The organism is Sphaerisporangium viridialbum, assembly GCF_049674955.1.
In the GTDB taxonomy this organism is placed as follows: Bacteria; Actinomycetota; Actinomycetes; order Streptosporangiales; family Streptosporangiaceae; genus Sphaerisporangium; species Sphaerisporangium viridialbum.
Genome location: NZ_CP187232.1, coordinates 4,419,412 through 4,445,532 on the forward strand (window position 1 = coordinate 4,419,412; position 26,121 = coordinate 4,445,532).

Here is a 26,121-nt window from a genome sequence, read left to right on the forward strand (position 1 = left end):
GCGGCCCGCAAAAGATCATCGCCACCTGGAACGGATCCCCGACGTGGGACGCGACCTGTGCTCGTGAAACGGTCGTCCAGGGCATCAAGCCTGGGTGCCGATGCCTTCCAGCGCGTCGAGCTTCTTCCCGCGGGCTTACGGCTTGGCGGCGACGCCGCAGAACGCCGTGACCTCGTCGGGCAGCCCCCAGGGGGTGGGTTCGGGCCGCCAGCGCGACACCGAGACCACGCCCGGCTCAAGTAGCCGCAGGCCGTCGAAGTAGGCGGCGATCTGCTGGGGAGTGCGCAACTTGTAGGGGTCGCCCGCTTCGGCGCGGGTCTTCTCCGCCTGGGCCGCGGCCTCGGGGTCGACGGCGTTGGTGCCGTCCTCAAGGGCCAGATAGCTGCCCGGCGGCAGCGCGGCCACCAGGTGGTCGCGGATCTCGGTCGCCTGCGCGTCGTCCCACACGTTGCCCAGGATGCCGAGCATCATCAACGCGATCGGCCGGGTGAAGTCCAAGGTGCGGGCCGCCTGCTGGAGGACGTACTCGGGATCGCGGACGTCGGCGTCCACGTAGTCGCACTCGCCCTCGGGCGTGCTGGCCAGCAGGGCGCGGGCGTGCACCAGCACCAGCGGGTCGTTGTCCACATAGACGATCTTGCAGGCCGGGTCGACACGCTGGGCGACCTCGTGGGTGTTGTCGACCGTCGGCAGCCCGGTGCCCAGGTCCAGGAACTGGGTGATCCCGGCCTCACCGGCAAGGTGCCGCACCGCCCGGCCCAGGAAGACCCGCGAATGCCGGGCGACGTCCACGATTCCCGGGTACACCTCGCGAACCTGGTCGCCGACCTGCCGGTCGATGGCGTAGTTGTCCTTGCCGCCCAGCCAGTAGTTCCACACCCTGGCCGAATGGGGGGTGGTGGTGTCGATGTGCGCAAATTTCGGTTCATCTGTCATGGGAGCACTCTTTGTCGTGGAGTCGGGGATGCCACCAGTGAGCGGGGTGCTGGTGGTATGCGGACGAGTTCCCACAGATCATTTCAGGCCGCCACAGATGCCGCACGGTCCGCGAGGTTTCTATTGACTATTTGCTATAACAACGTGCAGTCTTCCTCCGTGAGTAGTGACACCCTCGGGCCGATGAACGCGGCGTCGCTGGCCGATCAGGCTTATGAACGGCTGCGCGAAGCGGTGCGAGACGGCACACTCCGCCCCGGCGAGAAGATCACCGAACGCGACCTGGCAGCCCGGCTGGGGGTCAGCCCTACCCCCGTGCGCGAGGCGTTGCGGCAACTGGTGCACGAGAAGGTCGTCGAGCGTGTGGGCTCTCGCGCGCTGCGCGTCTCGCATCATTCGCCCGACGTGCTGTCGGAGATCGCGGAGGCCGAGGCACGCCTGTCCGGGCTCATGGCGGGGCTCGCCGCGCGCAAGGCGTCCGACCGCCTGATTGGCGAGCTGAGGGAGATCCTCGACCGCACCGACCGGCTGGTCGAGGTCATCGAGCAGGCGGCCGCCGAGCATGATCCCGCGGCTTGGCCGGAGGACCAGATCACCACGGTGTTCAGGCAGCTCCGCCGGTTCCACCATCTCATCGAGTCCGCGGCCGGCAACCCGGTGCTGTCCGGCCTGCTCCAGCAGACCCGGGCGTTCAGCGACGAGGAGCGCTACGACTTGACCGTCCGGCTGCTGCGCGAGCGAGCGCCGGACTTCAGGCGCCGCTACCGCCAGCATCACGAGCTCCTCGCGGCCATCGCCGACCGCGACGCGGAGCGGGCGGAAGCCGTCGCGCTCCACCACCATCGGGCGGCCCTGCGGCAACTGGCCGACGGCTGACGCCCTGGCTGTGCCGCGTTTTTTTTCACTCATTTGCTATAGCAAATTGCAAGGAGCTATCCGTGACAGACAAGCCGCCGGGCTTACGGGACGCCGCACCCCCCACGAGCCGCGGCGCCGTGTTCTGGGTCGCGATCGCGATCTTCGCGCAGGAGTCGGTGTGGAACTTCTACGACGCCCAGGTGCCCGCCTCGCTACGCCAGTACCTCTCCTCGGCCGGCCTGATCGGCTTGATCATGGGGATGGACAACGTGCTAGGAGTCATCGTCCAGCCGTGGATGGGGAACTTCTCCGACCGGCGGGCACACGCGCGAACGGGCCGCTGGCCGATCATCCTGATCGGCGCCTGCGTGGCCGCCGTGCCCTTCGCGCTCATCCCGTGGTCGACGAGCCTGCCGTCGCTGATGGCGTGCGTCTTCTGCTTCGCCTTGGTCGCCAACGGCTTCAAAGGGGTCACCGAGACCCTCGTCTCCGACTACGTCGCCCCGGAGAACCGCAGCAAGGCCCAGGGATTCGTCAAGGCGGGCGTGAGCCTCACCATCGTGGTGTCCTCCCTGATCAGCTTGCTGGTGGTCGACCGCAGCCTGAAGGCCGCCTTCGTCATCCCCCCGGTGCTCATGCTGGTCATGGTCGGGCTGGCCGCGTGGTTCCTGGGCCGCCGGCACACCTATGCCGTCCGCGCCACCTCCCTCGGCCCGGCGGGCCAGGTACACGAGTTCTCCTCCCTGCGGGTGGTGATCCGTGACCTGGTGCGCGACCGCAGCCGTACGGGCGTGCTCCTGATGCTCGGCATCTTCTGCTTCGCCGGGATGTGGTCGGCCCTGCGGTCACTGCTCACGCCGTACGCCACCGAGGTCCTCGGCCTTTCCCGAGGCGCGGCGGGCGGACTCGCCCTGCCGAGCGCGATTGTGTTCCTCGCCGCGGTGATGCCGATCGCTTACGTCTCGGAACGCGTCGGCCAGATTCGGATGATCCGCTACGGGGCGGCGCTGTTCACGCTGGGACTGCTGGCCGGCTTCACCGTTCCCACCACCGCCATGACGATGGCGTCGACGATCCTGTCGTCCGTCGGGTACGCGGCGTTCGCCGTGAACGGCCTGGTCGCGCTGTGGAACCTGGCGCCCAGCGACCGGGTGCTCGGCACCTACACCGGGTTGTACACCGTCGCGTCGGCCTCCGGCATGGCCCTCGGGCCGGCGCTGCTCGGCGCCGCCGTGGACGGCACCGGCTGGCGCTTCATGCTGCTGAACGCCGCGGCGTTCAGCGGCGTCACCTTCGTCGTCCTCACCTGGCTCGCCAAGCGCGCCTCCCCCAGCACACGGACCGGCTCCTGACCGGCGACGCCTTGTGAAGACCTCATCACCGAGAAGGAGACACACCAGCATGGAGATCCGAATTCTCGCCCCCACCGGAGTGCTCGGCGCCGGGTTCGATGCCGAGGCGTTCCAGCGGGGCCTGGCCGCCCGCCCGCATGTGATCGCGTGTGATGCCGGATCGACCGACAGCGGCCCGGCCGCCCTCGGCTCGGGCATCCCGAAGCTTTCCCGGCAGGCCGTCACCCGCGACCTGCGACTCCTGCTCAAAGGGCGCGACGGGCTCCGCGTGCCACTGATCATCGGTTCGTGCGGCACCAGCGGCCGCGATGCCGGTGTCGACTGGATCGCCGGTCTGGCTCGCACCATCGCGGCGGCGGAGGGCCTGCGTTTCAAGCTGGGTCTGATCTACTCCGACCAGCCCGCCCAGCGGCTCCAGCGGCTGTGGGACGAGGGGCGGATCCGCGCCCTCGACCATGCCCCGCCGATCGACAGGGACGTCTTCGCCCGCGGCCACACCGTGGCCATGATGGGCGTCGAGCCGATCCAGCAGGCCCTGCTCGAAGGCTGCGACGTCATCCTGGCCGGCCGGGCCAGCGACACCGCGCTCTTCGCCGCCCTGCCCCACCTGCGGGGCGCCGACCCCGGTCTGGCCTGGCACGCCGCGAAGACCATCGAATGCGGCGCCGCCTGCGCCGTTCCCCCGTCCGCCGACGGGCTGCTCGTGCGCCTGCGGGAGGACCACTTCGACGTGCACGCGCTCGTGGAAGGCTCGCGTCTCACCCCGCGCTCGGTGGCCGCGCACACGCTGTACGAGAACGCCGACCCGTTCCATGTCACAGAGCCGTCCGGCATTCTCGACACCTCGTGCGCCACGTACGAAGCCGTCGACGACCGCACCGTGCGCGTCGCGGGCGCGGCCTACCATCCGGCCGGCGAGCACACGGTCAAGCTGGAGGGGGCCGAGCTCGCCGGCCACCAGACGGTGGTGATCGGCGGGATCCGCGACCACGTCATCATCGAGCGGCTTCCGGAGTTGCTGCCGCTCGCGGAGAAGTACTTCACGGCGAAGATCCTCGATGTGTTCGGGGGTGAGGTGGACCCGGACACGGTGGACATCGACTACCGCCTCTACGGCGCGGGCGCCGTCCTCGGCCTCCACGAGCCGGACGACCTGCGCCCGGCCGAGGTCGGAGTGCTGATCACCGTCACCGCCGGCGACCAGGAGACCGCGCACGCGATCGCCACCTTCGTCGCGCACGCCAGCTCACACCTGCCGATCCCCGAGTACGACGGACTGGTCAGCACGCTCGCCTATCCCTACTCACCGCCGGAGATCGACCGCGGGCCGCTCTACCGCTTCACCCTCAACCACGTCGCCACGGGCATCGGCCCCACGGAGCTGTTCCGCACCACGATCGAGGAGGTCTGAGCCCCGGTGGCCACCCTGCTGGACTACTGCTCCCTGGTCCGCTCCAAGAACGCCGGACCGTTCACCCTGACCTTCGACTTCATGTGCCACGACGAGCACACCTACCGTGCCCTGGTCGCCACCGGAGCACTGAACGCCGAGCTGTTCGCCGGCCTCTTCCACATCGACCCAGAGGCCATACGAGTCGTCCACCACCCCTCGGCCCTGGCCGTCAAGGTCTCCATGCCGCGTCCCACCGTCCAGGGCGACCTGCGAGACGGCGACTGTTACGCCGGCCAGCAGTACGCCCCCCTGATGCGAATGGTCCTGCCCGAGCTCGTTCAGTGACCGGTGCGTCCGTCAACGGCCGCCGGTGCCCGGGTGGCCGAAGGCGACGGTCACTTCGAGGCCGCCTTCGGGGAGGGCCCGGGCCTCAAGCGTGCCGTGGTGGGCCTCCACGATGGCGGCCACGATCGACAGGCCGAGTCCCAGACCGTCACCGCTTGCCTTCCTGCCGGTCTCCAGCCGCTGGAAGGGTCGCAGGAGCATGGGGACCCGGTCAGGCGGTATCACCGGGCCGCTGTTGGAGACCCTCAGAGAGGGACGCCCGGACCATACGGCGGTTTCCACGGTGATCCGGCCGCCGGGCACGTTGTACCGAAGGGCGTTGTCCAGCAGGTTCGCGACCAGGCGTTCGATCAGGGCCCGGTCGCCGGAGGCGGGCGCCGGACGAAGGGAGGACTCGACGCGCACATCCAGGGCGCCACGGTGGTCCAGGGCCTGACCGGTGATCGCGGCCAGGTCGAGGGACTGGCGGTGGTGCAGCCCCTGCTGACTGCGGGCCAGCGTGAGCAGGGCCTCGATGAGCCGCTCCTGGTGCTTCCCCGCGGCCAGCATGCGTTCCAGTACGGCCCGCAGTGACCGGGCATCGGCCGCCGGGTCGGCGAGCGCGACCTCGGTCATGGCCCGCTGGAGCGTCAGCGGGGTGCGCAACTCGTGGGAGGCGTTGGCGACGAACTGCCGCTGCGCGGTGAACGCGGCCTCCAGCCGGTCCAGCAGCTCGTCGAAGGTGTCGGCCAGTTTCTTGAGCTCGTCGTCCGGCCCGGAGGCGGCCAGCCGCCGATCGAGCCGGTCGGCCGTGATACGCCGGACGGCGGCCGTCATCTCGTCCAGCGGCCGCAGCACGCGCCCGGCCATGAACAGGCCCAGCAGCATTGCCGCGAACGCCATGACCGCCAGCGCGATCAGGGAGTTGACCAGCAGCCGCCGCAGGTGCTCCGACTGCTCCACCCGAGGGGTCTGGACGTGCGGACCGGCTCCGCCGGGCGCCATGGGAGCGGCCGGTGGCCCGGGGAAGGGCGAGTACTCGACCAGTACATAGATGAGGGCGACCAGAAGCACCCCGGCCAGCAGGAACAGGCCGCTGTAGAGCAGGGTCAGGCGCAGCCGTACGGTCTGCCTCATATGCGGTATCCGGCCTGCGGGACCGTCTCGATCAGCGGCGGATCGCCGAGCTTGCGGCGCAGCCGGCTGATCGTCACCTTCACGGTCTGCGTGAACGGGTCGGCGAACTCGTCCCAGCCGCGTTCCAGCAGCTGCTCGGCCGAGACCACCGCGCCCCCGGCCGCCAGCAACAGCTCCAGCACGGCGAACTCCTTGGGACTCAGCGGCAGCCGGCGCCCGTCACGGGTGGCGATGCGGGTGGCCGGGTCCAGACGCAGGTCGCCGTGGACCAGCACCGGCGGGAGGGCGCGGTGCGACCGCCTGGCCAGCGCCCGGATCCGGGCGACCAGCTCGGCGAAGGCGAACGGCTTGGAAAGGTAGTCGTCGGCGCCGACGCCCAGCCCGGTCACCTTGTCGTCGATCGTTCCGGCGGCGGTGAGCATCAGCACCCGCGCCGGGTAGCCCATGCCGGCCAGCTCCCTGCACACCTCGTCCCCGTGCAGGCCGGGCAGGTCCCGATCGAGGACGACCACGTCATAGTGGTTGACCGAGGTGCGGTCGAGCGCGGCGTGGCCGTCCAGCACCACGTCGACGGCCATGCCCTCGCGGCGCAGCCCGCCGGCCACCGTCAGGGCCAGCTCCTCGTGGTCTTCGACGATCAATACCCTCATGATCTCCCCAGAATGCCCCGCCCCCGGTTACAGCGGGGTAACCGCCGTCGTTCCCGCCCTGTTACCGGCTTCCGGCTTTTCTGGTCCCACGACAGAAGCGGAGGAACCATCATGTACGGCTTATCGATGCGGAACGCCATCCTCGTCGCCGTGATCCTCGCGGTGAGCGTGGGCGGGATGGCCGTCTCGGCCACGAGGTCCAACGGCGACGGCAAGGAATTCACCGCCTGCATGCGCTCGCACAGGCTGCCCGGCTTTCCCGAGGTCACGTTCTCCACGGACGGGCTGGTCAACTTCGACGTCAACGGCGAGCACGTCGACGTCCTGTCCAGTAAGTACGGGGCGGCGGTGCGGGCCTGCGAGTTCCTGTTACCCAATGGATTCCGGCTACCAGGTAGGCCCGCGGCACCGGCCGCCCCGTCACTTCCGTCCTGACGTCTGGCCGTCACTGAGCTTGACAGCGGAACCTGTGACCGAGCTGGGCACTGTCATTCAGCTAAACATCATGGTCCTCCTCGACCTCGCCGCCCTGAACTGGTACCGGCACCGGAGCAATTTCTCCGGGTGCCGCTGTCGAAGCCGGCTGTTCTCGTTCGTCGGGTGATAGAGAGGACGATCACCAAGAATGAGGAGAGCCTGATGCCCCAGTACGGAGTCCTGATCTACATGCCGGTGCCGGCCGACCCGATGAAGCTGTCGCCCGAGTACGAAGCGGCGCTCGAACAGTACCCGGCGCAGGTCGAGGAGCTGGGCGGGCGCGGTGTCGCGGGGTATGCGTTGCAGCCCAGCGTCACGGCCACGTCCGTGCGCGGCGGCGACATCGTCACCGACGGCCCGTTCATCGAGGCCAAGGAGGTCATCGCCGGGTTCTTCATCCTGGAGGCGCCCGACCTGGACGTCGCTCTGAAGATCGCCAAGCTCAACCCGGTTCACCTGGACGGCGGCGGCGTGGAGGTCCGGCCGCTGTTCGTCCCGCCGGCGGAGTGAGCGACGACAGCAGGGCCGCGGTCGAACGCGCCGTAGCGGACGCGCACCGTCGCGAGTGGGCCTTCGTGCTCGCCGCGACGGCGCGCGTCGCCGGCGATCTCGATCTGGCCGAGGAGTGCGTACAGGACGCCTATCTCGCCGCGCTGGCGGCGTGGGCGCGCGACGGCGTGCCCCGCAAGCCCGGTGCCTGGCTCACTACCACCGCCAAATGCAAAGCGCTGGACGTGCTGCGCCGGGACCAGGTGTTCCGGGCGAAGATGCCGCTGCTGGCAGAACCCGACGAGGTCGACATGGATGAGTCTGACGACGAGGTGATCCCGGATGACCGGCTGCGGCTCATCTTCACCTGTTGCCATCCCGCGCTGGCCCGGGAGGCCCAGGTGGCGCTGACCCTGCGCCTGGTGTGCGGGGTCGGCACCGGGGACATCGCCAAGGCGTTCCTGGTCTCCGAGCCGACCATGGCGGCGAGGGTCACCCGGGCCAAGAAGAAGATCTCCGCAGCGGCGATCCCCTACCGGGTACCGGACGCGGGCGAGCTGCCCGAGCGGGTGGACGCGGTGCTGACCGTCATCCACCTGCTCTACACCACCGGGCACACCGCCTCCACGGGCGCCGATCTGGTCCGCGCCGATCTGGTGGAGCGCGCGCTGGGTCTGGCCCGCATGCTCATGGCCCTGATGCCCGATGAGGCGGAGGTGCGCGGGCTGCTGGCGCTGTTGCTGCTCACCGATGCCCGCCGGGCCACCCGTACCGACACTCAGGGCCGGCTCCTGCTGCTGGAAGAGCAGGACCGCTCCGCCTGGGACCGGGCCGCCATCGGCGAAGGACGCCGCCTGGTCGAGGGCGCGTTCCGTGCCGGCCGGGCCGGCCGGTACGCGTTGCAGGCCGGCATCGCCTGCCTGCACGCCACCGCCGCCGGTTACGCCGCGACCGACTGGCGCCAGATCTTGTGGCTCTACGACGAGTTGCTCAAGGTTTGGCCTTCTCCGGTCGTCGCGCTCAACCGGGCTGTGGCGATCTCGATGGTGTACGGTCTCCAGGCCGCCCTCGATGAGATCGACGCCCTGGCACGAGATGACCGGCTCGCCGCCTACCACTACCTTCCGGCCGTTCGGGCCGACCTGCTGCGCCGGCTCGGCCGCCCCCGCGAGGCCGCCGTCGCCTACCGCGCGGCGTTGGACCTCGCCGACAACAAGGCCGAACGGGAGTTCCTCGCCGCCCGCCTCGCCGAGGCCGTCGATTCATCTCCTGGAGGTGGGTGCGGTAGTTGAGCCCGGCGCCCGGCCCTCCTCTGTCAGCAGGGCGCCACGTCGGTGGCGCCGAGGCCGACCAGGACGTCGCCGTCGACCTTGACGGCCCTGGTCGTGCCGTTGGTCCGGATGGCGGCGAGCTTCATCGGGCGGTTCCCTCTACATGGGTGCGGTTGAGCTTGAGAGCTTCGAAGACCGGGGAGTCGCTGAAGCGGAACAGATCGAGGGCGCCGGAGTCGGAGTCGGTGGCACCGGCCTCGGAGCGGACGGAGAACGGCTGCCAGGACGGCACCACGAACAGGTCGCCGCGCGTCACGGACCAGGACGTGTCGCCGACCGTGACCGTTCCGGAGCCGTCGAAGACCTGATAGACCGACGAGCCCGTCTCGCGGACCGGCGCGCTCTGCGCGCCGCGCACGATGCGGTGCATCTCGGCGCGGATGGTGGGCAGCACGTCGGCGCCGGTCGCCGGGTCGGTGAACCGGACGGCGGCGTGGCCGGGCTCGACTGTGCCGCCGAACCCCTCCGCCTCAACGGTGAGTTGGTCGGCGAGGGCGCGGTCGGTGTGCTCCCAGCGGTACGCCAGCAGCGGCGAGCCGGGGGGCAGCGCCCCGGCCGAGACCGGCCGCAGGCCCGGGTGGCCCCAGAGGCGCTCGGCGCGCGACCGCTCAGGGGTGATCCGCTCGGCGTCGCTGATCGTGTCCCGGCCGAACGCGAAGAACTGCGTCTCGGTGACGTACTGGAATGGGATGTCCAGGCCGTCGATCCACGCCATCGGCTCGGCGGTGGCGTTGTGGTGGGCGTGCCAGTTCCAGCCCGCCTGTGGGAGGAAGTCGCCGCGCCGCATCGCCACCGGGTCGCCGCCGACGACCGTCCACACGCCCTCGCCCTCGACGACGAACCGGAAGGCGTGCTGGGTGTGCCGGTGCTCCGGGGCGTCCTCCCCGGGCATCAGGTACTGGATGGCGGCCCACAGCGTCGGCGTGGCGAACGGCCGGCCGCTCAGCCCCGGGTTGGCCAGCGCGATGGCGCGGCGCTCACCGCCGCGGCCCACCGGGACCAGATCGCCGGCCTGCGCGGCGAGCGCCCGGAGCTGCTCCCAGCGCCACAGGTGCGGCACAGCTCGGGAGTGCGGCCGGGCGGGCATCAGGTCGCCGATCTCGGTCCACAGCGGGATGAGCAGTTCCTTCTCGAACTCCCGGTACAGCTCTTCGAGCGCCGGGGTGACCTCCGGTTGGCCCTCCGCCGAAACGGCCTGCAGCCGGATGGGAGAGTCCGAGGCGATGTCCGGGGCGATGGGGATCTCAGTCACAGCGCTCAGTGTGCGTCTCGTCCGCCAGGAAGACATGTAGATTCTGGACAGCAGAATCAGGAGGTCCGCCATCGACAAGCCGCTCAAGACGCCGCCGCCGTACGCGATCGCCAGCGTCGACCACGCCCTCCGGGCGGCCGCCATGCTCCAGCTGGAAGGCGGGCACACCGTCTCGGAGATCGCCGAACGGCTGGGCGTCGCCCGGTCGACCGCGCACCGGCTGCTGGCCATGCTCGTCTACCGCGACTTCGCCGTGCAGGACGAGCATCGGGTCTACCACGCGGGCCCCGTCCTGGAACTCGCCGCGCATTCCCAGTCCGAGGTGTCCCAGCTGCGGGCCGCCGCGCTTCCCCACCTGGGCAGGCTGGTCGACCTCCTCAACGAGACCGCCAACCTGACCATCCGCACCGGCGACACCGCCCGTTTCATCGCCAGCGTCGAGTCCACCCAGGCGCTGCGCATCGGCTCCCGGGAGGGCATGGTCTTCCCCGCCCACCGCACCACTGCCGGCCTGCTGCTCCTCGCCCGGCTCGGCGAATCCGAGCTGGACGAGGTGTACGCCGCCGAGCGCTACCGAGACCGCCCGGCGGACCGCCCCGACCTCGCCCGGCTGCGCGCCGAACTGGCGCGGATTGGCCGCAGCGGGTTCGCCGTGAACCAGGGGCGCTCCGAGCGCGGGCTCGTCGCCGTGGGCGTCCCCGTGTACGGCCGGGACGGCACCGCGCAGGCGGGCCTGTCGGTGTCCATGCCAGGTGTGCGGCATGATCCGCGCCGGCTTCCGTTGCTGGTCGCCGCCCTCAACGCGGCGGCGCGCGCCCTGGAGGCCGACTTGGCGGCGGCGTCCTGATCCCGCCGGGCCCCGGGGCCGGGGGTCGGCCAGACCGGGGGCGACGGTGCTACCCGAACCCCCGCCCCCCGGAGGCCGGCGCCCGCGAAAACCAGGTATGTTGACATAGGTATCTGAAGGTATCTATTGTGTGGACATGCCCGCCTCTAGTGCGTCCTTCCAGGACACCGACCGCGTAGCCTCCGTGCTCGTGGCGATCCTGCCCGCACTGAACAGGGCTCTTGAGCGGCAGATCGCCCGGGAGTTTGCTCACCCCAGGCTCCCGGAGGGCCAGCTCGCGCTGCTGTGGCTCGTCGAGGAGCGCGAGGGGATCACGGTCCGCGAGGCTGCTGACGCGCTTCTGATGAAGCCGAACAACGCCAGTGCCCTGGTCTCCCAGCTCACCGAGCTGGGGCTGCTGGAACGCAGGCAGGACACCGTCGACAAGCGGGTCGCCCATCTGCACCCGACGGCCACGGCCCGGCAGCGACTCGCCGAGGCCCAGCAGCTCAAGGGAGCCCACGTCGCGCGTGCTCTCTGCGCTCTCACCGACGGGGAGCTGGGCGCCCTCGGCGCGGCCACGGGTGCGCTGACGTCCCTGACCCGGCATCTCCACCCCACCGCCGACTGATTCCACGCCCTGTCTCCGTACAGGAGCCAGGTCCGCGTGCTGCGTACGCATACCGAGCCGTCGGCCGATGGCGGTTTCCGACGTTGCTGAACGATGCCGCTGCGGCTGTTCCGCAGCCCGGCACTCACCATCGGCACGATCGTCACCGCGATCAATTTCTTCGTGCTGCTCGGTGTGATCTTCTTCCTGATGATGTATCTGCAGAACGTACGCGGCTTCACGCCTGTCGAGGTGGGCGTGCGCACCCTGCCGCTGAGCCTGGCCACCGTGGTCGCGTCGCCACTCGGTGCGGCGCTGACCGAGCGGTTCGGCGCGCGCCTGTCCATGCCGGCCGGCATGGTGCTCCAGGCCGTCGCGTCCTTCTGGATGCTGACATGGGACGCGCATTCCCCGTACGCCGCCATGTGGCCACCGTTCATCGCGCTCGGTCTTGGCGTCGGGATGGTGATGTCCGCCTCCTCCGACGCGATCGTCGGCAACGCGCCGGTCAGGGACGGGGGTGTGGCGAGCGGTCTTCAGGCCACGTCGCTGCAGATCGGCGGGGCGCTCGGCACGTCCGTGCTGGTCTCCCTGATCAGCAGCCGGGTCGGCTCGACACTCACGGGTGAACTGACCCGCGCCGGGGTTCCAGCCTCCGCGGCAGGCGGCTTCGAGAAGGCCGCGGACGCGGTGGCGATGGGCATTTCGCCGGTCTCGGACGGCATGGCCGCGCATTTGAAGGCCGCCGTCGTCGAGGGCAGCGGCAGCGCGTTCATGAACGGTGTCCACTCAGCCGTGTTCCTCACCGGCGTACTGTGCATCGTGGGCGCGGTCCTGGCCATGGCCGGCCTGCGACGCAGCCCCGAAGGCGCTCGCCACTGAGAACTGACGGGCCGGATGTGGCCCGGCCGGGAAACGCGGGGTCACACGGGGTCAGCGTCCTCGCATCCGGCCGGGCCGCTCCGCACCGCTGCCCACGCCCGACGACGACTGGCGCGCCTGGTTCCTCGACAACATCGGCCGGTCTTCTTGCCTTTGGTGATGATGAGGTGTTCGAGCGTGTGGAGAGGCGATCGATCAGCGATGGGCCGTTGCGATGAGGCGTCGCAGTGCGGCCTGGGCGGGTGGGCCCCACGTGGCCTTGCCGCCGGGCCGGCCGTGGACGCCGGCGTCTCCGATATGGATGCCGCCGAGGGCGCGGCGTACTGCCCATCCGCGGGCGCGGCGCAGGGTCGCGGCGTCCGGGGCCGGCTGGTAGGCGTCATAAAAGCGGTCGGCGGCGCCGTCCGGCAGCAGGCTCCAGGCGGCGGCGAGGTCGCCGGCCGGATCGCCCGCGAAGAGGTCACCGAAGTCGATCACGCCGCAGATGGTGCCGTCCGCGGTGAGGACGTTGGCCGGATGCAGGTCGCCGTGGAGCCATAGCGCCGGGCCTGTCCAGTCGGGCGCGGCAACGGCGTCGTCCCAGACCGCGCGGACGGCGTCCGGGTCGGGGATCAACCCCAGCTCAGTGGCCGAGGCGAGCCCCTTGACGAACCCCTCGGAGTAGTCGGCCAGCGGCCCTCCGCGGTCCCGGCCGACGGGTGCCTGTTCGGGGGCGGGTTGGTGCAGTGCCGTCAGGAAGGCGGCCAGGGCGTCGGCCGCCTCCGCGCCGCGCGTGACGGGGGCGCGGTCGGCCGGCTCGCCCGGCACCCAGGTGGTGACGATCCAGGGTCGTGGAAACAGAGCGGAGGGCTCGCCGAGGCGCTGCGGGACGGGAACCGGCAGCGGAAGGCGCGGGGCGAGGGCGGGCAGCCAGGTATGCTCCTTGCGCAGCAGCGCGTCCGCAGACTCCGTCGCCCAGGGCAACCGGACGGCGAGGTCGTCGCCGAGCCGCCAAAGCTGGTTGTCCCAGCCACGCGCGCCGAGCCGCAACGGGCGATCGGCCAGGTCGGGGTGCTGGTCGCGCAGCAGATCCCGCACCAACTCCGCGCTGATCTCGATCTCGGTGTGAGTCATGCGGAGCAACAGTAGCCAAATGACGGCCCGCCCGTTTTCTCCCCCGGTTCAAGGCTTTCAGGCCAGGAGACCCAGAGTTTCGGGCGCTTCCCAGGCCGTCAGCTGCCGCTCAGGGTCGGGTTCCAGCTCGGCGAGGGCTTGCCGGTCCTACTCGCGGGCGCGGACAGGGCCGCCGCCGGCTCCGGGGCGCCCACTGCGTCGCGACCCTGGGCCGTTTAAGGATTGGCTGCGTGCGGTTGATGCCCAGTAGGGTGCCGATCATGGCTTGTCGCATTTCCGAGCTGATAATCCCTTGCCGGGATCCGCAACGGCTGGCGGCGTTCTGGTGCGAGGTGCTGGGCTTCATCGTGCTCGACACCGAGGACGAAGGCGCGGTGGAGATCGGACCACGGGAAGGGTTCGGCGGATTGCAGCCGACTCTGGTCTTCAGCCCCACTACCGAGCCCAAGGCGGGCAAGCTGCGGCTGCACTTCGACGTCAACGCCACCGACCGCGATCAGGACGCCGAACTCGAACGCCTCCTGAAGCTCGGGGCGCGCCCGGCCGACGTCGGCCAGACCGGCGAGGAACCCTGGCACTGCCTGGCCGACCCCGAAGGCAACGAATTCTGCCTCCTGCGAGCCCGCCTGAGCTGAGCATCGGCCCGCATTGGCAAACGACCCCAACGTGAGGACTTCGCGCGCATGACGCCGCCTGCTCTGTAGACCTGACACTTCCCTGCGCATCGGTCCGCCGACGACGCCGTCGGCGCTGTTTCCCGTGCTCTTCGTCAGGTCTTCAGAGAGATCATGTCTTCACATCCTCATATCGTGCTGCCCTGGGCGGTGCGGCGCACCCGCCTGCCTCTGCTCGCGCTCCAGTGCGTGGCCTGCCCTTCCGGCCGCGCCACCATCGGCAACGGCAGGTTCCGCGTCAACGCCAACGGCAAACTTCTCGACGTCTGGCTCCTGGTCAACTGCGTTTCCTGTGACCGGACCAGCAAGCTCACCGTCCACGATCGCGTCCCGGTCCGCTCACTGCCCGCTGATCTCCTGGACGGTTACTCCGCCAACTCGCCTTCCCTCGTCGTGGATACCCTTCTCGACCCGTTGATCGCCCGGCGCAACCGGTTCGCGCTCGATTGGGACGGGTGCTGGGAACTCCACGCACCTCCCGTTCCCGAGGATCCGTGGCCCCTTCAGATCACGGTCACCTTCGACGATCCCGTGCCAGTCCGTCCCGAACGGCTCATCGCTCATGGATTAGGCATCAGCCGCAATGAGATCGCTCACAGAGTCAAGATCGATATCCCGCTGAACCGCAGGACGAAACTGGATTTCTCATTCGTCCTGGTGTGGTCGGTTCAGTAGGTCCAGGTGTCCGGTGCGACGCTCGGCCAAGGCAGAAAACGGCTGTGCCGTGTTCTGCCTTGGCCAGGTCGGCGCGGATCTAGCCAGCTGTTGATCTTTCTTCCAGGACGCTTGAGCAGCGATGTCCTTAGGTCAGGAGGCCCAGGGTTTCCCAGGCTGTCAGCTACCGCTCGGGGTCGGTTTCCTGGTTGATCAGCTCGGCGAGGGCTTGCTGTCTTACCAGAACCCCCGGCGACGGCGACGGCCGTGAAGAAGGCCGGTGTGGGGACACGACCCCTCTCGATCTTCCGCAGCGTCTCGGGGAGATCCCGGCCCGGAGTGCCACGTCGGTGATGCTGCGTGAACCCCTGGCCTCGCGCAGCAGGTCGCCCAGCCGTTCCCCGCGCAGGCGGTCGGCGATCGACAACGGTTCGCGTACCATGAGCCCAATACTAATACCGGTATAGTTATCGGAATCTAGAAGGAGGCAGAAGTTGATCGAGCTCAAGACCGCCGGCGAGATCGAGATGATGCGTGAGGCCGGCCGGGTCGTCGCGGCGGTACACACGCAGGTCCGCTCGCACGCGACCGTCGGGGTGTCTCTGCGCGAGCTCGACGAGCTGGCCCGCCAGATCATGCACGAGGCCGGGGCCGGATCGTCCTTTCTCGGCTACCACCCGGCGTTCGGTGCCACTCCCTACCCTGGCGTGATCTGCACCTCGGTGAACGAGGTCATGCTGCACGGCCTGCCCACCGGCTACCGGCTCCGTGACGGCGACCTGCTGAGCATCGACTGCGGCGCCCACATCGACGGCTGGCATGCCGACGCCGCGGTCAGCTTCTGCGTCGGCCGGGCTCGCCAGGGCGACGGCGACCTGATCGCGACGGCCGAGCGCATGCTGGCCGCCGGAATCAAGCAGGCCGTGCCGGGCGCGCGGCTGGGCGATATCGGCCAGGCCATGTCCCCCATCGGCCGCGCGGCCGGTTACGGCATCCAGAACGACTTCGCCGGCCACGGCATCGGGCGGGCCATGCACGAGGACCCGTGGGTACCCAACGAGGGCCGTCGAGGGCGCGGCCTGAGGCTCCGCCCCGGCATGGTCATCGCCATCGAGCCCAGCCTGATGGCCGGAGGCGGGGACGACTACGCGATGGCCGCGGACGGCTGGTCCCTGTGCAGCGGAGACGGCAGCCGCACGGTCCACGTCGAGCACTCAGTGGCCGTCACCGACGACGGACCGGTCATTCTGACCCTCCCCTGATCTCAGGGTGCAGCGGTCGCCAGGTCGTGGCAGCGGCTGCTCGCGTCGGTGTCGCCGATGGCCTCGTACACCTCGGCCGCCCGCGCGTACGCTCGGCGGCTCTCGCCGGTCCGGCCCTCGTCGGCCAGCAGGGCCGCCAGGGTCTCCAGGGAGCGGGCCTGCGGGACGGGCAACTGAGCCTGCTCCATGAGGCTGATCGCCTCGGTGAGCTTGATGATCGCTTCGGTCCGGTGGCCGAGCGATCCCAGACATTCACCGACGCGGGCAAGCGCGATTGGGCGGGTGAACGCCGCGATGCTCGGCGTAATCCCCAACTGGTCGTCGTTCAGCAGGCCCCACAAGTCGAGGTACTGCTCCAGTGCCTCGGCGTAGTGTCCGGCGTCGCGAAGGCAGGTGCCGAGGGCGCCGAGACACTGGCAGTACGCATCGATGTCCCCGTTGGCCTTGAACATCTCCGCAGCCTGGGTTTCCGACGCAGTGGCCTCATCGAGCCGTCCGAGCCTTCGAAGCGCGCCTCCCGCGTTGTGGTGGGCCCAGGCGATCTGCGCCGTGGCGCCACTGCGGGTGGAGAGGTCCATCGCCTGGGCTGTGTACCGCAGTGTGGTCTCCGGGTCGTCTCGCGGCACCAGATGGACCCAGGCCAGCAAGTTCAGCTGCGTGGCCTGCCGGGCCGGATCGCCCAGGGCGGCGGCGGCCTCGGCACCGAGGGTGAAGACCTCGTGCCAGTGCGGCGCGTGCATCCACCGGTCGGAGAACCAGTGCATCGACTCGGCGCAGTCGAGGACGGCGGAGTGCTGGCCGCCGCTCGCTGCCGTCCGCAACGCACCCAGCCAGTTGTCCGCATTCACGCGCAGCCAGTGGTCGGCCTCCTCCGGGGAGGACAGGTCGGCGAGGTCGGCGTCAGGCCGGTCGGGACGGCCGTGGGCGGGCTCGAACCACCGCCCGGCGGTCGTGGCCATCCGCACCAGCCACGACGTCATCCTCCCGGTGATCGCGTCACGGTCGGCCGCAGGTTCCTCCTCGTGAAGCCGATCACGGGCGAACAGCCGTACAAGGTCGTGGAAACGGTAACGGCCCGACGTGCTGTCCTCCAGCAAACCGAGATCGACGAGCTCATCGAGGGCGTCCCAGGCGTCCCCGACCGAGGTCCCGCCGAGCACCGCGGCGAGGGCGGCGTCGAAGTCCCGGCCGGGCACCAGAGCCAGCCGGCGGAAGACCCGCCGTGCGGATGCGGCCAGTTGGTCGTAGGACATCCCGAACGCGGTCGCGATCTTGAGGTCGCCGGCTCTGAGCTGCTCCAGGCGCCGCTCCTCGTCCGCCAACCGGCTGACGAACTCGGCGGCTGGCCAGCCAGGCCTGCTGACCAGCCGGTTCCCCACGATCCGCAAGGCCAGCGGCAGGCCCCCACAGAACTGGGCAAGCTTGCTGATCGCCGCTCCGCCGTCGGCCGACCCACGCCTTCCCAAGATCCCGGTCAGCAGCTCGGCCGCTTCCGCCGGTGGCAGGGGGCCGAGGCTCAGCCGGTGCACGCCCTCCAAACCGGCCAGCAGCCGACGGCTTGTCACGAGCGCTCTGCTGGGGCCGCCACCTGGGAGGAGCGGGCGTATCTGCTCCTCCGACCCGGCGTTGTCGAGCACCACGAGAACGCGCCGATCCCGCAGCAGCGACCGATACAACGAGTCGCGCTCCAACGTGTCGTGGGGCATGTGCCGCTCGGCGGTGCCGAGCGCGCGCAGCAGCTGCGTCAGGACGTCGCCGACGGTGAGCGGCTGGGCGGACATGCCGGCCAGATCGACGAAGAGCACCCCGTCCGGAAAACTCGGCCGCAGCACATGGGCGGCGCGAACGGCGAAGGTGGTCTTGCCCAGACCGGCCGCGCCGGTGATGAGCACGACGCCGGCGGCTCCCGGCGCATCCCCGGCGTGCACGAAGTCGTCCGCCCAGGCCAGCTCGGCGGCACGGCCAGTGAAGTCGTCCACCGATCGAGGCAGCTCGCGCAGACCAGAAGCACGCGTCCAGTGATCCCGCAACCGGCCCTCTCGAGCCAGGTCGATCAGCTGCTGACGGTCGTCCTCCCCCAACGAGAGCGCCTGCGCCAGAGCGGCGACGGTACGGTGCTGGGGTCCGCTGCTGCGCCCACGCTCCATGTCCGACAAGGTCCGGGCACTGACCCCGGATGCCTCAGCGAGTCGTTCCAGCGTCAGACGTGCCGCGTGCCGATGCCGGCGCAGCAGCTCCGCGAAGCTGGATGGGGCGGTGATGGGTCGTTCCTCGTCGTGTTGTGCCGCGGGCGGCTCCAAGATTGCCAGCCGGCCTGCTCCTCGCGGCGACCGCTAGAAGCGATGGGGTCCGGGGTGGTGCTCGAAGAGCAGACACTAATCGGGGTCGTCGGGGTCTTCCTCGATCCCGGGCACGGGGTCGATGCTGTCCCTTTTGAGGAACGCGTTGTTCCCGTAATCGGTCAGCCCGCCCCAGTGCGTGAAATCCTCATTAGTGGCATCGACGAACGTCTTGAGGAGATTCAGCTCGTTCACGCTACCGTGGTCATTTCTGCGAATCACACATCGTCACCGTCGTCACACAGCGCTACTTCGATCTGGATGGTGCCGTACAGATCGGCGTGCGACCAGAATAGAGGACTGAGCGCGCGCCGGTCGGCGTCGGTGAGCCGATCCGCCCAGGCGGGATCTTTCAGAAGCGACTGAACCAACACGGTGTTGACGAACACCAGGGCCGATCGCGGCAGGCGTTCGCGGATCACCTCCCGAGGGGTGTTCTCCCGGGTAGCGACGGTGGAGAAGTTTGTACAGTGTCTGATTAACGAGGGGCTACGCAACATGGTCAACGGAAAGCAGACCGGCAAGTAGGGGTCCCGGTAGTAATGGCGCGGGATCCAACGGATATGCCTTTCACCTGCGCTTATGCAGAGGTCTCAGGCTGATAGGCCAGACCTGAGCCCTGTTGTCTATGCAGGCCAGAGGAGTCGGCGGACCTCGCTGGCGGCACTTCCTCGGAACCCGCGGGGTGCGTCAGTCGTACGACAGGGCTGGGGCGCGGTGGGGCCTTGCCGGGTGACGTTGGTTGTATCTCGCCGCGCTTCTGGCTGGCTGATGCCGGTCGGTGCCGACGTATCGAGACCGGTGGCGGGCAGCCGTGGAACCACGTGTTCCACGCGACTGCCCGTGGGCCGAGGCCCCTTGCCCGGCCGTTGGGGTGACGTTCGTCCGCCTACCCGTGGTCGGCGCAGAGTTGGGAGATCAAGGCGGTGCGGGCCCATGCTTCCCACGTGTCCGGTGACCAGTCGCGGTCGCGGACGAAGATCAGGTAGAGCTGCGGGCTGAGCAGGCCGAACAGCAGGTCCGCCGCCATCTCGACGGAGAGGCCGGGGCGGGTGTCGGGCTTGCCGGTCAGGGCTTCGGCCGCTGCGTACTGCACGGTGTAACGCGGGTCGGGGCCGTCCGGCCATTGCGCGGCGATCTCGGGGTCGGTGGCCGCGGCAGCCGCGATCAGCGGCATGATCGGGGCGACCCGGCCCAGGATCTGGCGGGTGCCGCGGACGTGCGCGCGCAGTTGCCCGGCCGCGGTGGGCTCGGCGCACGCGGCGCGAAACCACTCACGATCCATGGTGGCGACAGGCTCGGTGTCCCCGGCGATGGACGTGTCGACGACGTCCTTGAACAGCGTGCGCTTGTTGCGGAAGACGAAGTAGACCGTCTGGACGGCCACGCCCGCCCGGTCCGCGACCTCCTGCAGGCTCGTCGCCCCGTAGCCCTGCGCGACGAACAGCTCGCGAGCCGCCTTGACGACCTTTTCGCGGGTACGGCGTGAGCGCTCGGCTCGCTTGTCCGGCCGCTTGACTCGATCCATGTTGCGAGTATATCTCTAGAGTGTGCCACTAGAGTTCAACTCTAATTTCTTGGAGGAGACGATGAACCAGCCCATCACCACCCAGAAGCCGGACCCGGACCTGACCTCACCGCAGCGAGACCAGGAGGAGGAGTCCGTCCACCGCGCACTGGAGGGCTATTACCACGCTGGCAAGCCGCCGTGGGACACCGGCGTGACGCCGCCCGAGCTGGTCGCCCTGGTAGAGGGGCACGGCGCGCTGCTGCCCGGCCGCGCCCTCGAACTCGGGTGCGGCACGGGGACCAACGCCATCTACCTCGCACGGCACGGCTGGGAGGTGACGGCCGTCGACCTGATCGACCACGCCGTTGACCAGGCCAGGGAGAAGGCCGAGGCGGCGGGAGCGGTGGTACGGCTGCTGCACGGAGACGCCACCCGCCTCGACGAGCTGGACGCGCCCGGTCCCTTCGACCTGTTCTTCGACCTGAGCTGCTACTGCGGGATCCCGCTGCACCGCCGCGACGCCTACGCCGCCGGACTCACCCACCGCGCCGCTCCCGGAGCACGGCTGCTGATGTTCGGGTACGGCCCCGAGCCGCTCGGCAACCCGATCCCCGAGGTCACGTCGTGGGCGGCAGGCGTCACAGCCGACGAACTCCGCGCCAGGTTCGCCGGCTGGGAACTACTCGACGTCACACCGGGCACCAACTCGGTGCCGACCTTCTGGTTCACGCTGCGCCGCGACGCTTAGAGAGTCGGGCATGTAGCTGAAAACGGGCCCCTGTTCCCACCCACTCCCCGCAGGACAGGCACATGCAGGCCGCCGGGTGAGGGCTCTGCACGGAGCCAGAGCACAGGCACGCACTTCGGGCACGCGTGCAAGGCGACCGTCATGAGCCTGACGGCGGCGATCATGGCTGGCGCGAGACTGACACAATTCATCACGTAATCGGTCACGTCGATTATCTGGCCTGACCGCTGCTGATAGCCGACGGCGCCCCTGCCGCGCCGTGCGAGGTGGGGGCGCCCTGGCGTGCCTGGAGGCCCCCCCATGCCGGTCAGTTTCCTGTCCGCCGAGCAACGCAGCCGATACGGCGTTTCCAACGGCATCCCCGACATCGCTCAGCTGGGCGCCTTCTTCCACCTGGATGCCGACGACCGGCGCCGGGCGATGGCCGCCAACGGCGCCCGCAACCAGCTCGGCTGGTCCCTGCAACTGGGCACCGCACGGTTCTTGAACTGCTTCCTGGACAATCCCGAGGACTTCCCGCCGCGGTGGTCGACTACGTCGCCGAGCAGCTCGGCCTGCAGGCCGCCGACCTGAAGGGGTACGGCGAGAAGGAGGCCCGCTGGGATCACCAGGAGCAGATCCGCACCGGCTACGGCTTCACCGCCTTTGAAGGCGAGCAGTGGTTCGCGCTGGCCTGCTGGCTCTACAAACGGGCCTGGACCACGAACGAGCGCCCGATCGTGCTGTTCGACCTGGCCACCCACCGCCTGGTGGAGGCCAAGATCCTGCTGCCCGGCGTCACCACCCTGGAGCGGCTGATCGCCGCGCTGCGCGAGCGCGTCGCCGCCCGCCAGCACGCGCTGCTGGCCACCGCCCCCAGCCCGAACCAGGCCGTCGTGCTGGAGAACCTGGTCAAGGTCGAGGAGGGCCGGCGCGTCTCCCGGCTGGACCGACTACGCAAAAGCCCCACCGACGTCAACAGCACCGGCCTGGTCAAGGCCCTGGATCGGCATGTGGAACTGCGCGACCTGGGCGGGACCACCTGGGACCTGAGCGCGGTACCGCCCGGCAAGATCGCCGCACTGGCCCCGCAATCTACTCAAATTTAATGCTCTCTCAGCCCAGCATGGCGGCCAGGTGCGCGTCGGCGTCGATCAGCGAGGCTTACGTTTCGTCCTAACGATCCAGGCGGTTTTGCTAGCTTTGTGCTCCCGATCTACGTCAGGAGCGCCGTGCCAAGGAGGGACGATCCCGCTGCGCTGGAGCGGTTGTGCCGGGAGTACGGCGATCATCTCTACGACTACTGCCGGTCTGCGCTGGATGACGATGAAGCGCTCACCGCGGCGGTGGGAGCGTTGCATGGAGCCGTTGCCCATACCGACCGGTTGTACGACGCGACGCGGCTGCGCGCGTGGCTGTACGCCCTGGCGCGCGCGGAGTGCCAGGCCCGGCAGGGCGGAGTGAGGCACAGCGGCGCGTACGCCAGGCAGGGGCGCGGCGGGTCGCCGGAGCTGGCGGTCGAGGTGCTCGCCTGCTTGGAGCCGCGCGAGCGGGAGATCCTCGACCTGACGCTGCGCCACGGCCTCAAGGCCGAGGAGGTGGCCCGGGTGCTGGACATCTCGGTGGAAGCTGCGGAGTCGGCCGCGGGCCTGGGCAGGCGGCATGCCGAGCAGTGGCTGGCGGCCGTGATGGACGCCAGGAGCGCCACTCCGAGGTGCTCGGTGCTGCCGGGCCTGGTGAAGTCGTGGGCCGAATCGCCGACGCGGCTGCTGCGCGCCCACATCAGCCGGCACGTGCGTTCCTGCGCCGGCTGCGAAGGCGTACCGCCGAAGGCCTCGATCAGCGTGCTGCTGTCACGTCTGCCGATCCTGGCCGGCCCCGCCCCCTCCGAGCGGCTCTTGGCCGGCGCCGATGAGTCGTTCACCGCGGCCGAGACGCGCACCGAGAGCTGGCACCCCGACGGGTTCCCCGTGCAGCCCGACGCGCTGGAGGACCCGCCCCCGCCGCAGGATCCGCTGACGGTCGAGGAAGGCTTCGCCCCCGAGCGCGCCGAGGGCCGGAACCCGAAGGTGCCCGAGGAGTTCTGGGAGCTCGATCCCGACGCCGACGATCCCGAGAACCGGATCCGGTGGGGACGGGTGGCCCTGGTGACCGTTGTGTCGGTGGCGTCGGCCGGGGCGATCTGGTCCCTGGTCTTCGGCCCCACCGGCAAACATCCGGTTGACGTCGAGGCCGCCGGTGGCACGATCGTGGTGGTTCCCGGCGACTCGCTGCCGCCCATGCTCGACTCCCCGCCCCCGCCACCTCCTGGTGGCACCGCTGCGCCGGCCACCACCCCGGGAACGGCCCAGCCACGCGCATCAGTACCGGTGCCGCCGCCGTCCAGCCGTACGCACCCCTCGGCGACGCCCTCGAGTAAGCCCAAGCGCACTGGGCCGCCGTCGGCGAACAACGGGCCGGTCACCCCTCCGCCGCCCCCCAAATCATCGCAACCCAAGGCGTCGCGGAGCTCCCAGCCTCAGGCCAAGCAGAGCTCCAGCGCGCCACCGACACCGCCGCCTCCCCCGCCGCCATCGGCCTCGGTCTCCACCAGCTCAGTCGACATGGGATACAGCCGGCGAGGATCGGTGACGGTGCGGTCCCAGACCGGGACGATCAGATGGCAGGCCGGGAACTCCACCGTCAGCACCTCCCCCGTCAGCGGCAGCCTGCAAGAAGGCGAGACCGGGACCATCACCTTCGATCTCAACGTCGGGAGGGGAACCACCTCCGACTGCGACAGGCCCTTGTCCACGTCCATGACGATCTCGTGGTCGGGCGACAACAAGGGCACCGGAGGCTCAGGCACCATCGGCGTGACCATCTCCTACACCAAACCCTGTCCCAAGGCCCTTTGAACCGGCACGCTTCACCCGCGTCTCAGGGCGCTGGCCCACGCCATCGGATCGCGGGTAAACAACAGCTCTTGAGTTGAGGGCGCCGAATCCTCCTCACCCTGCACGCTCACTGCCTGCGAACTGCGTCTTCGAGGTCGGCGTGGGTGGCGAGTTCGTCCATGAGCTGGTCGACCGCCCGGGCCGACAGACGCCCGCCGCGGCGATTGAGGAACAGCGCCGGGGTGTCGGCGCCGGGCCAGGAGGCGCGGTCGGTGCGCCACTCGGTGATGGAGGTCCGCGCGGTGCCGTCCAGGAGCGGGATCTCGCGGGAGGTCTCGCCCTTGCCGGAGCGGACGATGACCTTGCCTTTGCGCGCCGAGAGCGGGACGTCGTCGTCCAGAGCGACGAGCTCGGCGATCCGGACGCCGGAGTAGAACAGCAGCCGGCCGATGGCGCGGTCGCGGGCGAGGGGGCGGCGTTCGACGGCGCGCAGGTAGCGCTTCTGCTGGCGGGCGTCCAGGGCGCGGGGCGCGAGCTTGAGGGCGTCGTCGCGGCGGACGACGGCGGGGCCGAGTCCGAGCTGGGTGAAGAAGTGGTCCAACGGCCATGCACCTCGGAGCGGACATCATGAGCGGCCGCCGCACGACGAACGCGGCGCACGCCAGGCCGAGGATCGCCAGGCTCAGGAGCACGATCCTGCGCGTACGGCGGGACGGTGCTGACAGAGATTCGCTGTGGTTCATGCCCCATCGAAGCCGGAGGGCTGTTGCGGTGGCATATGCGATTTTCCATACGTTCGCGATACACGCGATGCTCGGCTTGGTGCAGTGCGGAGCGCATGATCCGGTCGATCCGCTCCGCCGCCGGCGGCTCGATCTGCCTGCAACTCGTTGGCCCTATGCATGGCGAGGATCTGCTGCGCCCAACCGGGCTCGCAATCGAACGGCGTTGAATCGTCCAGCCCCGATGGACCAAACGACGAAGCCCCGCTGAACAGCACAGTAATCCACCCCCGAGAGGCGCACTGGTCTCGCATGACCGCGTGCTGGCAGCCACGTTGCCCACCGACGGGGATGACGACCACATAGCGGCAGACACGCTGGCGGTAGAAGACGGCCTGGGCACGTGCCCGGCACGCCGGGCTCAGGAGATTCCTTCTCTTCGTGTCTGCCGCCGGACCGGTTCAGCCACCACCCCCGTCGCCGGGCGAGACTCCGGTGATGGCGTGCGTCTCCCGTCCGATCATCTCCACCAACGGCACGTCGTCGCAGTTGGCGAGGATGACGCCGACCCAGTCGGTGTTCGGGTAGATGCTCCAGTTGGCGCAGACACCGGGGTTGCCACCGGCGCGCTGGACCGCCCACTGGCCGCCGACGATGGAGGCCTCAGGCCCGTACGTGCCGAACCCCGCCGGGCCGAGGGGGATCTTGGCTGCGGTGAGTACGTCGGCCCAGGGCCGGTCCAGCAGCGTGCCGTCGCGCAGCGCGTTCGCGAAGCGGACCAGGTCCGGCGCGGTGGCGAAGCCGCCGTCCCCGATGGCGTCGATGAAGGCACGGCCGGGGTTCCTGCCGAGGATGTACTCGTACGGGCTGCCCTTGTCGAGGTTGCGGACGGCGTCGACCTGGCTGGCGTCGGCCATTGTCATGTACGGGTGCGCGATGTGCTTGTCGGTGAGCCACTGCGGCCTGGTGTAGAACGCCGAGCCGGTCATGCCGCAGCGCCGGAAGATGTTCTCCTCGACGTAGTCCCAGTACGTCTTGCCGCTCACGGCCTCCACGATCAGGGCGGGAATGGCGGTCTCGGCGCCGGCGTGAAATGCGTTGGGAAGGCCGGGGGTGCCCACCAGCTTCGACTGCCGGGCCCACCGCTCCTGGTACTCGTGGACTTCTTTCCGGCTCTGGAAGACCCGTCGGATGTCCTCTTCGGGGGTGCTCATCCCGGAGGTGCCGGAGAGCATGTGGTGGATGGTCACCTTCTCGGCGATGTCGTGGGCGAAGCCCTTCAGGTGTTTGCCGACCGTGTCCGTCAGCTGAAGCTTGCCCTGCTGCGCCAGTTGCAGGATGGCTATAGCGTTGAACGGCTTGCCCGCCGAGCTGAGGGTGAACGCGATGCCCTCGTGGTTGCGGATTCCCCTCTCCTTGTCGGCCATGCCGTAGCTGCGTGACAGCACCGTCCGGCCCCGGTGCGACAGCAGCACCACACCGGAGAACTTGCCCGCGGCGGCCAGCTGCGCCACGTACCGGTCGTAGGCACCGCCGGGCAGGGTGTCCGGCGGAATCTTGCCAGGCGCGGCGGGGGTGGTGCCGGCGTCGCTGATCCCGGCGCTCACCAGCGGCACGGCGGCCACCGCGCCGGCGGCCGCCAACCCGCCCCATTTGACCAGCCGCCGCCGGCCGATAACACGTACCGACTCCAAGTCCATACTCACGGTCCTTTCTCGGTCGAAAAT

General features: G+C 69.7%; 26 protein-coding genes and 2 pseudogenes. 16 read left to right on the forward strand and 12 right to left on the reverse strand.

What is annotated here, in order from left to right; translation table 11 throughout:
- Positions 1 to 135 precede the first annotated feature (135 nt).
- Positions 136 to 936 (reverse strand): SAM-dependent methyltransferase, encoded by an 801-nt coding sequence (locus ACOZ38_RS19655; protein ID WP_424532474.1) that lies wholly within the window; start codon positions 934 to 936, stop codon positions 136 to 138.
- Positions 937 to 1,095: 159 nt separating this feature from the next.
- Between ACOZ38_RS19655 and ACOZ38_RS19660 the strand changes: the two genes are divergently transcribed.
- From ACOZ38_RS19660 to ACOZ38_RS19675, 4 genes are all read left to right on the forward strand, one after another.
- Positions 1,096 to 1,812 (forward strand): GntR family transcriptional regulator, encoded by a 717-nt coding sequence (locus ACOZ38_RS19660; RefSeq protein WP_424532475.1) that lies wholly within the window; start codon positions 1,096 to 1,098, stop codon positions 1,810 to 1,812.
- A gap of 62 nt (positions 1,813 to 1,874) precedes the next feature.
- Positions 1,875 to 3,146 carry an MFS transporter gene (locus ACOZ38_RS19665; RefSeq protein ID WP_424532477.1) on the forward strand — a complete coding sequence of 424 codons (1,272 nt, stop codon included), beginning with the start codon at positions 1,875 to 1,877 and terminating at the stop codon, positions 3,144 to 3,146.
- A gap of 49 nt (positions 3,147 to 3,195) precedes the next feature.
- The gene (locus tag ACOZ38_RS19670) at positions 3,196 to 4,557 is read left to right on the forward strand and encodes an acyclic terpene utilization AtuA family protein (RefSeq protein ID WP_424532478.1); all 1,362 of its coding nucleotides are present in this window, start codon (positions 3,196 to 3,198) and stop codon (positions 4,555 to 4,557) included.
- A 6-nt stretch (positions 4,558 to 4,563) separates the two neighbouring features.
- Positions 4,564 to 4,884, forward strand: a complete 321-nt coding sequence (locus ACOZ38_RS19675; RefSeq protein ID WP_424532479.1) for a DUF4387 domain-containing protein — start codon at positions 4,564 to 4,566, stop codon at positions 4,882 to 4,884.
- A gap of 12 nt (positions 4,885 to 4,896) precedes the next feature.
- Here ACOZ38_RS19675 and ACOZ38_RS19680 read toward each other — a convergent pair whose 3' ends face one another.
- Positions 4,897 to 6,000: a sensor histidine kinase gene (locus ACOZ38_RS19680; protein ID WP_424532480.1), complete on the reverse strand. Its 1,104-nt coding sequence runs from the start codon at positions 5,998 to 6,000 to the stop codon at positions 4,897 to 4,899.
- Complete coding sequence (locus tag ACOZ38_RS19685; RefSeq protein WP_424532482.1) at positions 5,997 to 6,650, reverse strand: response regulator transcription factor; 654 nt, start codon at positions 6,648 to 6,650, stop codon at positions 5,997 to 5,999. Before ACOZ38_RS19685 ends, ACOZ38_RS19680 begins: the two co-directional genes overlap by 4 nt.
- A gap of 111 nt (positions 6,651 to 6,761) precedes the next feature.
- On the opposite strand from ACOZ38_RS19685, the gene ACOZ38_RS19690 reads away from it, so the two are divergent.
- The 3 genes from ACOZ38_RS19690 (at position 6,762) to ACOZ38_RS19700 (ending at position 8,908) form a co-directional block, all read left to right on the forward strand.
- The gene (locus tag ACOZ38_RS19690; RefSeq protein WP_424532483.1) at positions 6,762 to 7,085 is read left to right on the forward strand and encodes a hypothetical protein; all 324 of its coding nucleotides are present in this window, start codon (positions 6,762 to 6,764) and stop codon (positions 7,083 to 7,085) included.
- A 204-nt stretch (positions 7,086 to 7,289) separates the two neighbouring features.
- Positions 7,290 to 7,637, forward strand: a complete 348-nt coding sequence (locus ACOZ38_RS19695; protein WP_424532485.1) for a YciI family protein — start codon at positions 7,290 to 7,292, stop codon at positions 7,635 to 7,637.
- Positions 7,634 to 8,908 carry an RNA polymerase sigma factor gene (locus ACOZ38_RS19700; protein WP_424532487.1) on the forward strand — a complete coding sequence of 425 codons (1,275 nt, stop codon included), beginning with the start codon at positions 7,634 to 7,636 and terminating at the stop codon, positions 8,906 to 8,908. Before ACOZ38_RS19695 ends, ACOZ38_RS19700 begins: the two co-directional genes overlap by 4 nt.
- Before the next feature lie 121 nt (positions 8,909 to 9,029).
- Here the strand turns inward: ACOZ38_RS19700 and ACOZ38_RS19705 are convergent, their stop codons facing one another.
- The gene (locus tag ACOZ38_RS19705) at positions 9,030 to 10,190 is read right to left on the reverse strand and encodes a cupin domain-containing protein (RefSeq protein WP_424537046.1); all 1,161 of its coding nucleotides are present in this window, start codon (positions 10,188 to 10,190) and stop codon (positions 9,030 to 9,032) included.
- A gap of 115 nt (positions 10,191 to 10,305) precedes the next feature.
- Between ACOZ38_RS19705 and ACOZ38_RS19710 the strand changes: the two genes are divergently transcribed.
- The 3 genes from ACOZ38_RS19710 to ACOZ38_RS19720 all read left to right on the forward strand — a co-directional run bounded on the left by ACOZ38_RS19710 (position 10,306) and on the right by ACOZ38_RS19720 (position 12,517).
- Entirely contained in the window at positions 10,306 to 11,046 is a 741-nt protein-coding gene (locus ACOZ38_RS19710; protein WP_424537047.1) for an IclR family transcriptional regulator, read from the forward strand.
- A gap of 136 nt (positions 11,047 to 11,182) precedes the next feature.
- Complete coding sequence (locus ACOZ38_RS19715; protein ID WP_424532489.1) at positions 11,183 to 11,656, forward strand: MarR family winged helix-turn-helix transcriptional regulator; 474 nt, start codon at positions 11,183 to 11,185, stop codon at positions 11,654 to 11,656.
- A 93-nt stretch (positions 11,657 to 11,749) separates the two neighbouring features.
- Positions 11,750 to 12,517 carry an MFS transporter gene (locus tag ACOZ38_RS19720; RefSeq protein ID WP_424532491.1) on the forward strand — a complete coding sequence of 256 codons (768 nt, stop codon included), beginning with the start codon at positions 11,750 to 11,752 and terminating at the stop codon, positions 12,515 to 12,517.
- Positions 12,518 to 12,712: 195 nt separating this feature from the next.
- Here the strand turns inward: ACOZ38_RS19720 and ACOZ38_RS19725 are convergent, their stop codons facing one another.
- Positions 12,713 to 13,630, reverse strand: a complete 918-nt coding sequence (locus ACOZ38_RS19725) for an aminoglycoside phosphotransferase family protein (RefSeq protein ID WP_424532492.1) — start codon at positions 13,628 to 13,630, stop codon at positions 12,713 to 12,715.
- A 260-nt stretch (positions 13,631 to 13,890) separates the two neighbouring features.
- Between ACOZ38_RS19725 and ACOZ38_RS19730 the strand changes: the two genes are divergently transcribed.
- Together ACOZ38_RS19730 and ACOZ38_RS19735 are read left to right on the forward strand one after the other, a co-directional pair.
- Complete coding sequence (locus ACOZ38_RS19730) at positions 13,891 to 14,265, forward strand: VOC family protein (RefSeq protein ID WP_424537048.1); 375 nt, start codon at positions 13,891 to 13,893, stop codon at positions 14,263 to 14,265.
- Positions 14,266 to 14,439: 174 nt separating this feature from the next.
- Positions 14,440 to 14,979: a DUF1062 domain-containing protein gene (locus ACOZ38_RS19735; RefSeq protein WP_424532494.1), complete on the forward strand. Its 540-nt coding sequence runs from the start codon at positions 14,440 to 14,442 to the stop codon at positions 14,977 to 14,979.
- 218 nt (positions 14,980 to 15,197) lie between these two features.
- On the opposite strand, the pseudogene ACOZ38_RS19740 reads toward ACOZ38_RS19735, so the two are convergent.
- Positions 15,198 to 15,400 (reverse strand): annotated as a pseudogene (locus ACOZ38_RS19740) (helix-turn-helix domain-containing protein); the annotation flags it as partial.
- Between the two features lie 52 nt (positions 15,401 to 15,452).
- Here ACOZ38_RS19740 and map point away from each other — a divergent pair.
- Positions 15,453 to 16,220, forward strand: a complete 768-nt coding sequence (map, locus tag ACOZ38_RS19745; RefSeq protein ID WP_424532496.1) for a type I methionyl aminopeptidase — start codon at positions 15,453 to 15,455, stop codon at positions 16,218 to 16,220.
- Between the two features lie 2 nt (positions 16,221 to 16,222).
- Here map and ACOZ38_RS19750 read toward each other — a convergent pair whose 3' ends face one another.
- The 4 genes from ACOZ38_RS19750 to ACOZ38_RS19765 form a co-directional block, all read right to left on the reverse strand.
- The gene (locus tag ACOZ38_RS19750; RefSeq protein ID WP_424532498.1) at positions 16,223 to 18,520 is read right to left on the reverse strand and encodes an ATP-binding protein; all 2,298 of its coding nucleotides are present in this window, start codon (positions 18,518 to 18,520) and stop codon (positions 16,223 to 16,225) included.
- Between the two features lie 75 nt (positions 18,521 to 18,595).
- Entirely contained in the window at positions 18,596 to 18,754 is a 159-nt protein-coding gene (locus tag ACOZ38_RS19755) for a hypothetical protein (RefSeq protein WP_424532500.1), read from the reverse strand.
- A 23-nt stretch (positions 18,755 to 18,777) separates the two neighbouring features.
- On the reverse strand, positions 18,778 to 18,981 hold the full coding sequence (locus ACOZ38_RS19760) for a Tn3 family transposase (protein ID WP_424532502.1): 204 nt from the start codon (positions 18,979 to 18,981) through the stop codon (positions 18,778 to 18,780).
- 467 nt (positions 18,982 to 19,448) lie between these two features.
- A complete protein-coding gene (locus tag ACOZ38_RS19765) occupies positions 19,449 to 20,087 on the reverse strand; it encodes a TetR/AcrR family transcriptional regulator (protein WP_424532504.1) in 639 nt (212 codons plus the stop codon).
- A gap of 61 nt (positions 20,088 to 20,148) precedes the next feature.
- Here ACOZ38_RS19765 and ACOZ38_RS19770 point away from each other — a divergent pair, with 61 nt between their 5' ends.
- The 3 genes and pseudogenes from ACOZ38_RS19770 (at position 20,149) to ACOZ38_RS19780 (ending at position 23,693) form a co-directional block, all read left to right on the forward strand.
- Positions 20,149 to 20,817, forward strand: a complete 669-nt coding sequence (locus tag ACOZ38_RS19770) for a class I SAM-dependent methyltransferase (RefSeq protein ID WP_424532506.1) — start codon at positions 20,149 to 20,151, stop codon at positions 20,815 to 20,817.
- A gap of 300 nt (positions 20,818 to 21,117) precedes the next feature.
- A pseudogene (locus ACOZ38_RS19775) lies at positions 21,118 to 21,905 on the forward strand (DUF4158 domain-containing protein).
- Positions 21,906 to 22,028: 123 nt separating this feature from the next.
- Positions 22,029 to 23,693 (forward strand): sigma factor-like helix-turn-helix DNA-binding protein, encoded by a 1,665-nt coding sequence (locus ACOZ38_RS19780; protein WP_424532508.1) that lies wholly within the window; start codon positions 22,029 to 22,031, stop codon positions 23,691 to 23,693.
- A gap of 106 nt (positions 23,694 to 23,799) precedes the next feature.
- Here ACOZ38_RS19780 and ACOZ38_RS19785 read toward each other — a convergent pair whose 3' ends face one another.
- Positions 23,800 to 24,273 (reverse strand): site-specific integrase, encoded by a 474-nt coding sequence (locus tag ACOZ38_RS19785; RefSeq protein ID WP_424532509.1) that lies wholly within the window; start codon positions 24,271 to 24,273, stop codon positions 23,800 to 23,802.
- A gap of 582 nt (positions 24,274 to 24,855) precedes the next feature.
- A complete protein-coding gene (locus tag ACOZ38_RS19790) occupies positions 24,856 to 26,094 on the reverse strand; it encodes a serine hydrolase domain-containing protein (protein WP_424532511.1) in 1,239 nt (412 codons plus the stop codon).
- Positions 26,095 to 26,121 lie beyond the last annotated feature (27 nt).

Excerpts from the sequence above, each read along its gene's own strand:
- ACOZ38_RS19655 (WP_424532474.1), bottom strand. The coding sequence starts at position 936 with ATGACAGATGAACCGAAATTTGCGCACATCGACACCACCACCCCCCAT.
- ACOZ38_RS19670 (WP_424532478.1), top strand. The coding sequence starts at position 3,196 with ATGGAGATCCGAATTCTCGCCCCCACCGGAGTGCTCGGCGCCGGGTTC.
- ACOZ38_RS19680 (WP_424532480.1), bottom strand. The coding sequence starts at position 6,000 with ATGAGGCAGACCGTACGGCTGCGCCTGACCCTGCTCTACAGCGGCCTG.
- ACOZ38_RS19685 (WP_424532482.1), bottom strand. The coding sequence starts at position 6,650 with ATGAGGGTATTGATCGTCGAAGACCACGAGGAGCTGGCCCTGACGGTG.
- ACOZ38_RS19690 (WP_424532483.1), top strand. The coding sequence starts at position 6,762 with ATGTACGGCTTATCGATGCGGAACGCCATCCTCGTCGCCGTGATCCTC.
- ACOZ38_RS19695 (WP_424532485.1), top strand. The coding sequence starts at position 7,290 with ATGCCCCAGTACGGAGTCCTGATCTACATGCCGGTGCCGGCCGACCCG.
- ACOZ38_RS19715 (WP_424532489.1), top strand. The coding sequence starts at position 11,183 with ATGCCCGCCTCTAGTGCGTCCTTCCAGGACACCGACCGCGTAGCCTCC.
- ACOZ38_RS19720 (WP_424532491.1), top strand. The coding sequence starts at position 11,750 with ATGCCGCTGCGGCTGTTCCGCAGCCCGGCACTCACCATCGGCACGATC.
- ACOZ38_RS19725 (WP_424532492.1), bottom strand. The coding sequence starts at position 13,630 with ATGACTCACACCGAGATCGAGATCAGCGCGGAGTTGGTGCGGGATCTG.
- ACOZ38_RS19730 (WP_424537048.1), top strand. The coding sequence starts at position 13,891 with ATGGCTTGTCGCATTTCCGAGCTGATAATCCCTTGCCGGGATCCGCAA.
- ACOZ38_RS19765 (WP_424532504.1), bottom strand. The coding sequence starts at position 20,087 with ATGGATCGAGTCAAGCGGCCGGACAAGCGAGCCGAGCGCTCACGCCGT.
- ACOZ38_RS19770 (WP_424532506.1), top strand. The coding sequence starts at position 20,149 with ATGAACCAGCCCATCACCACCCAGAAGCCGGACCCGGACCTGACCTCA.
- ACOZ38_RS19790 (WP_424532511.1), bottom strand. The coding sequence starts at position 26,094 with ATGGACTTGGAGTCGGTACGTGTTATCGGCCGGCGGCGGCTGGTCAAA.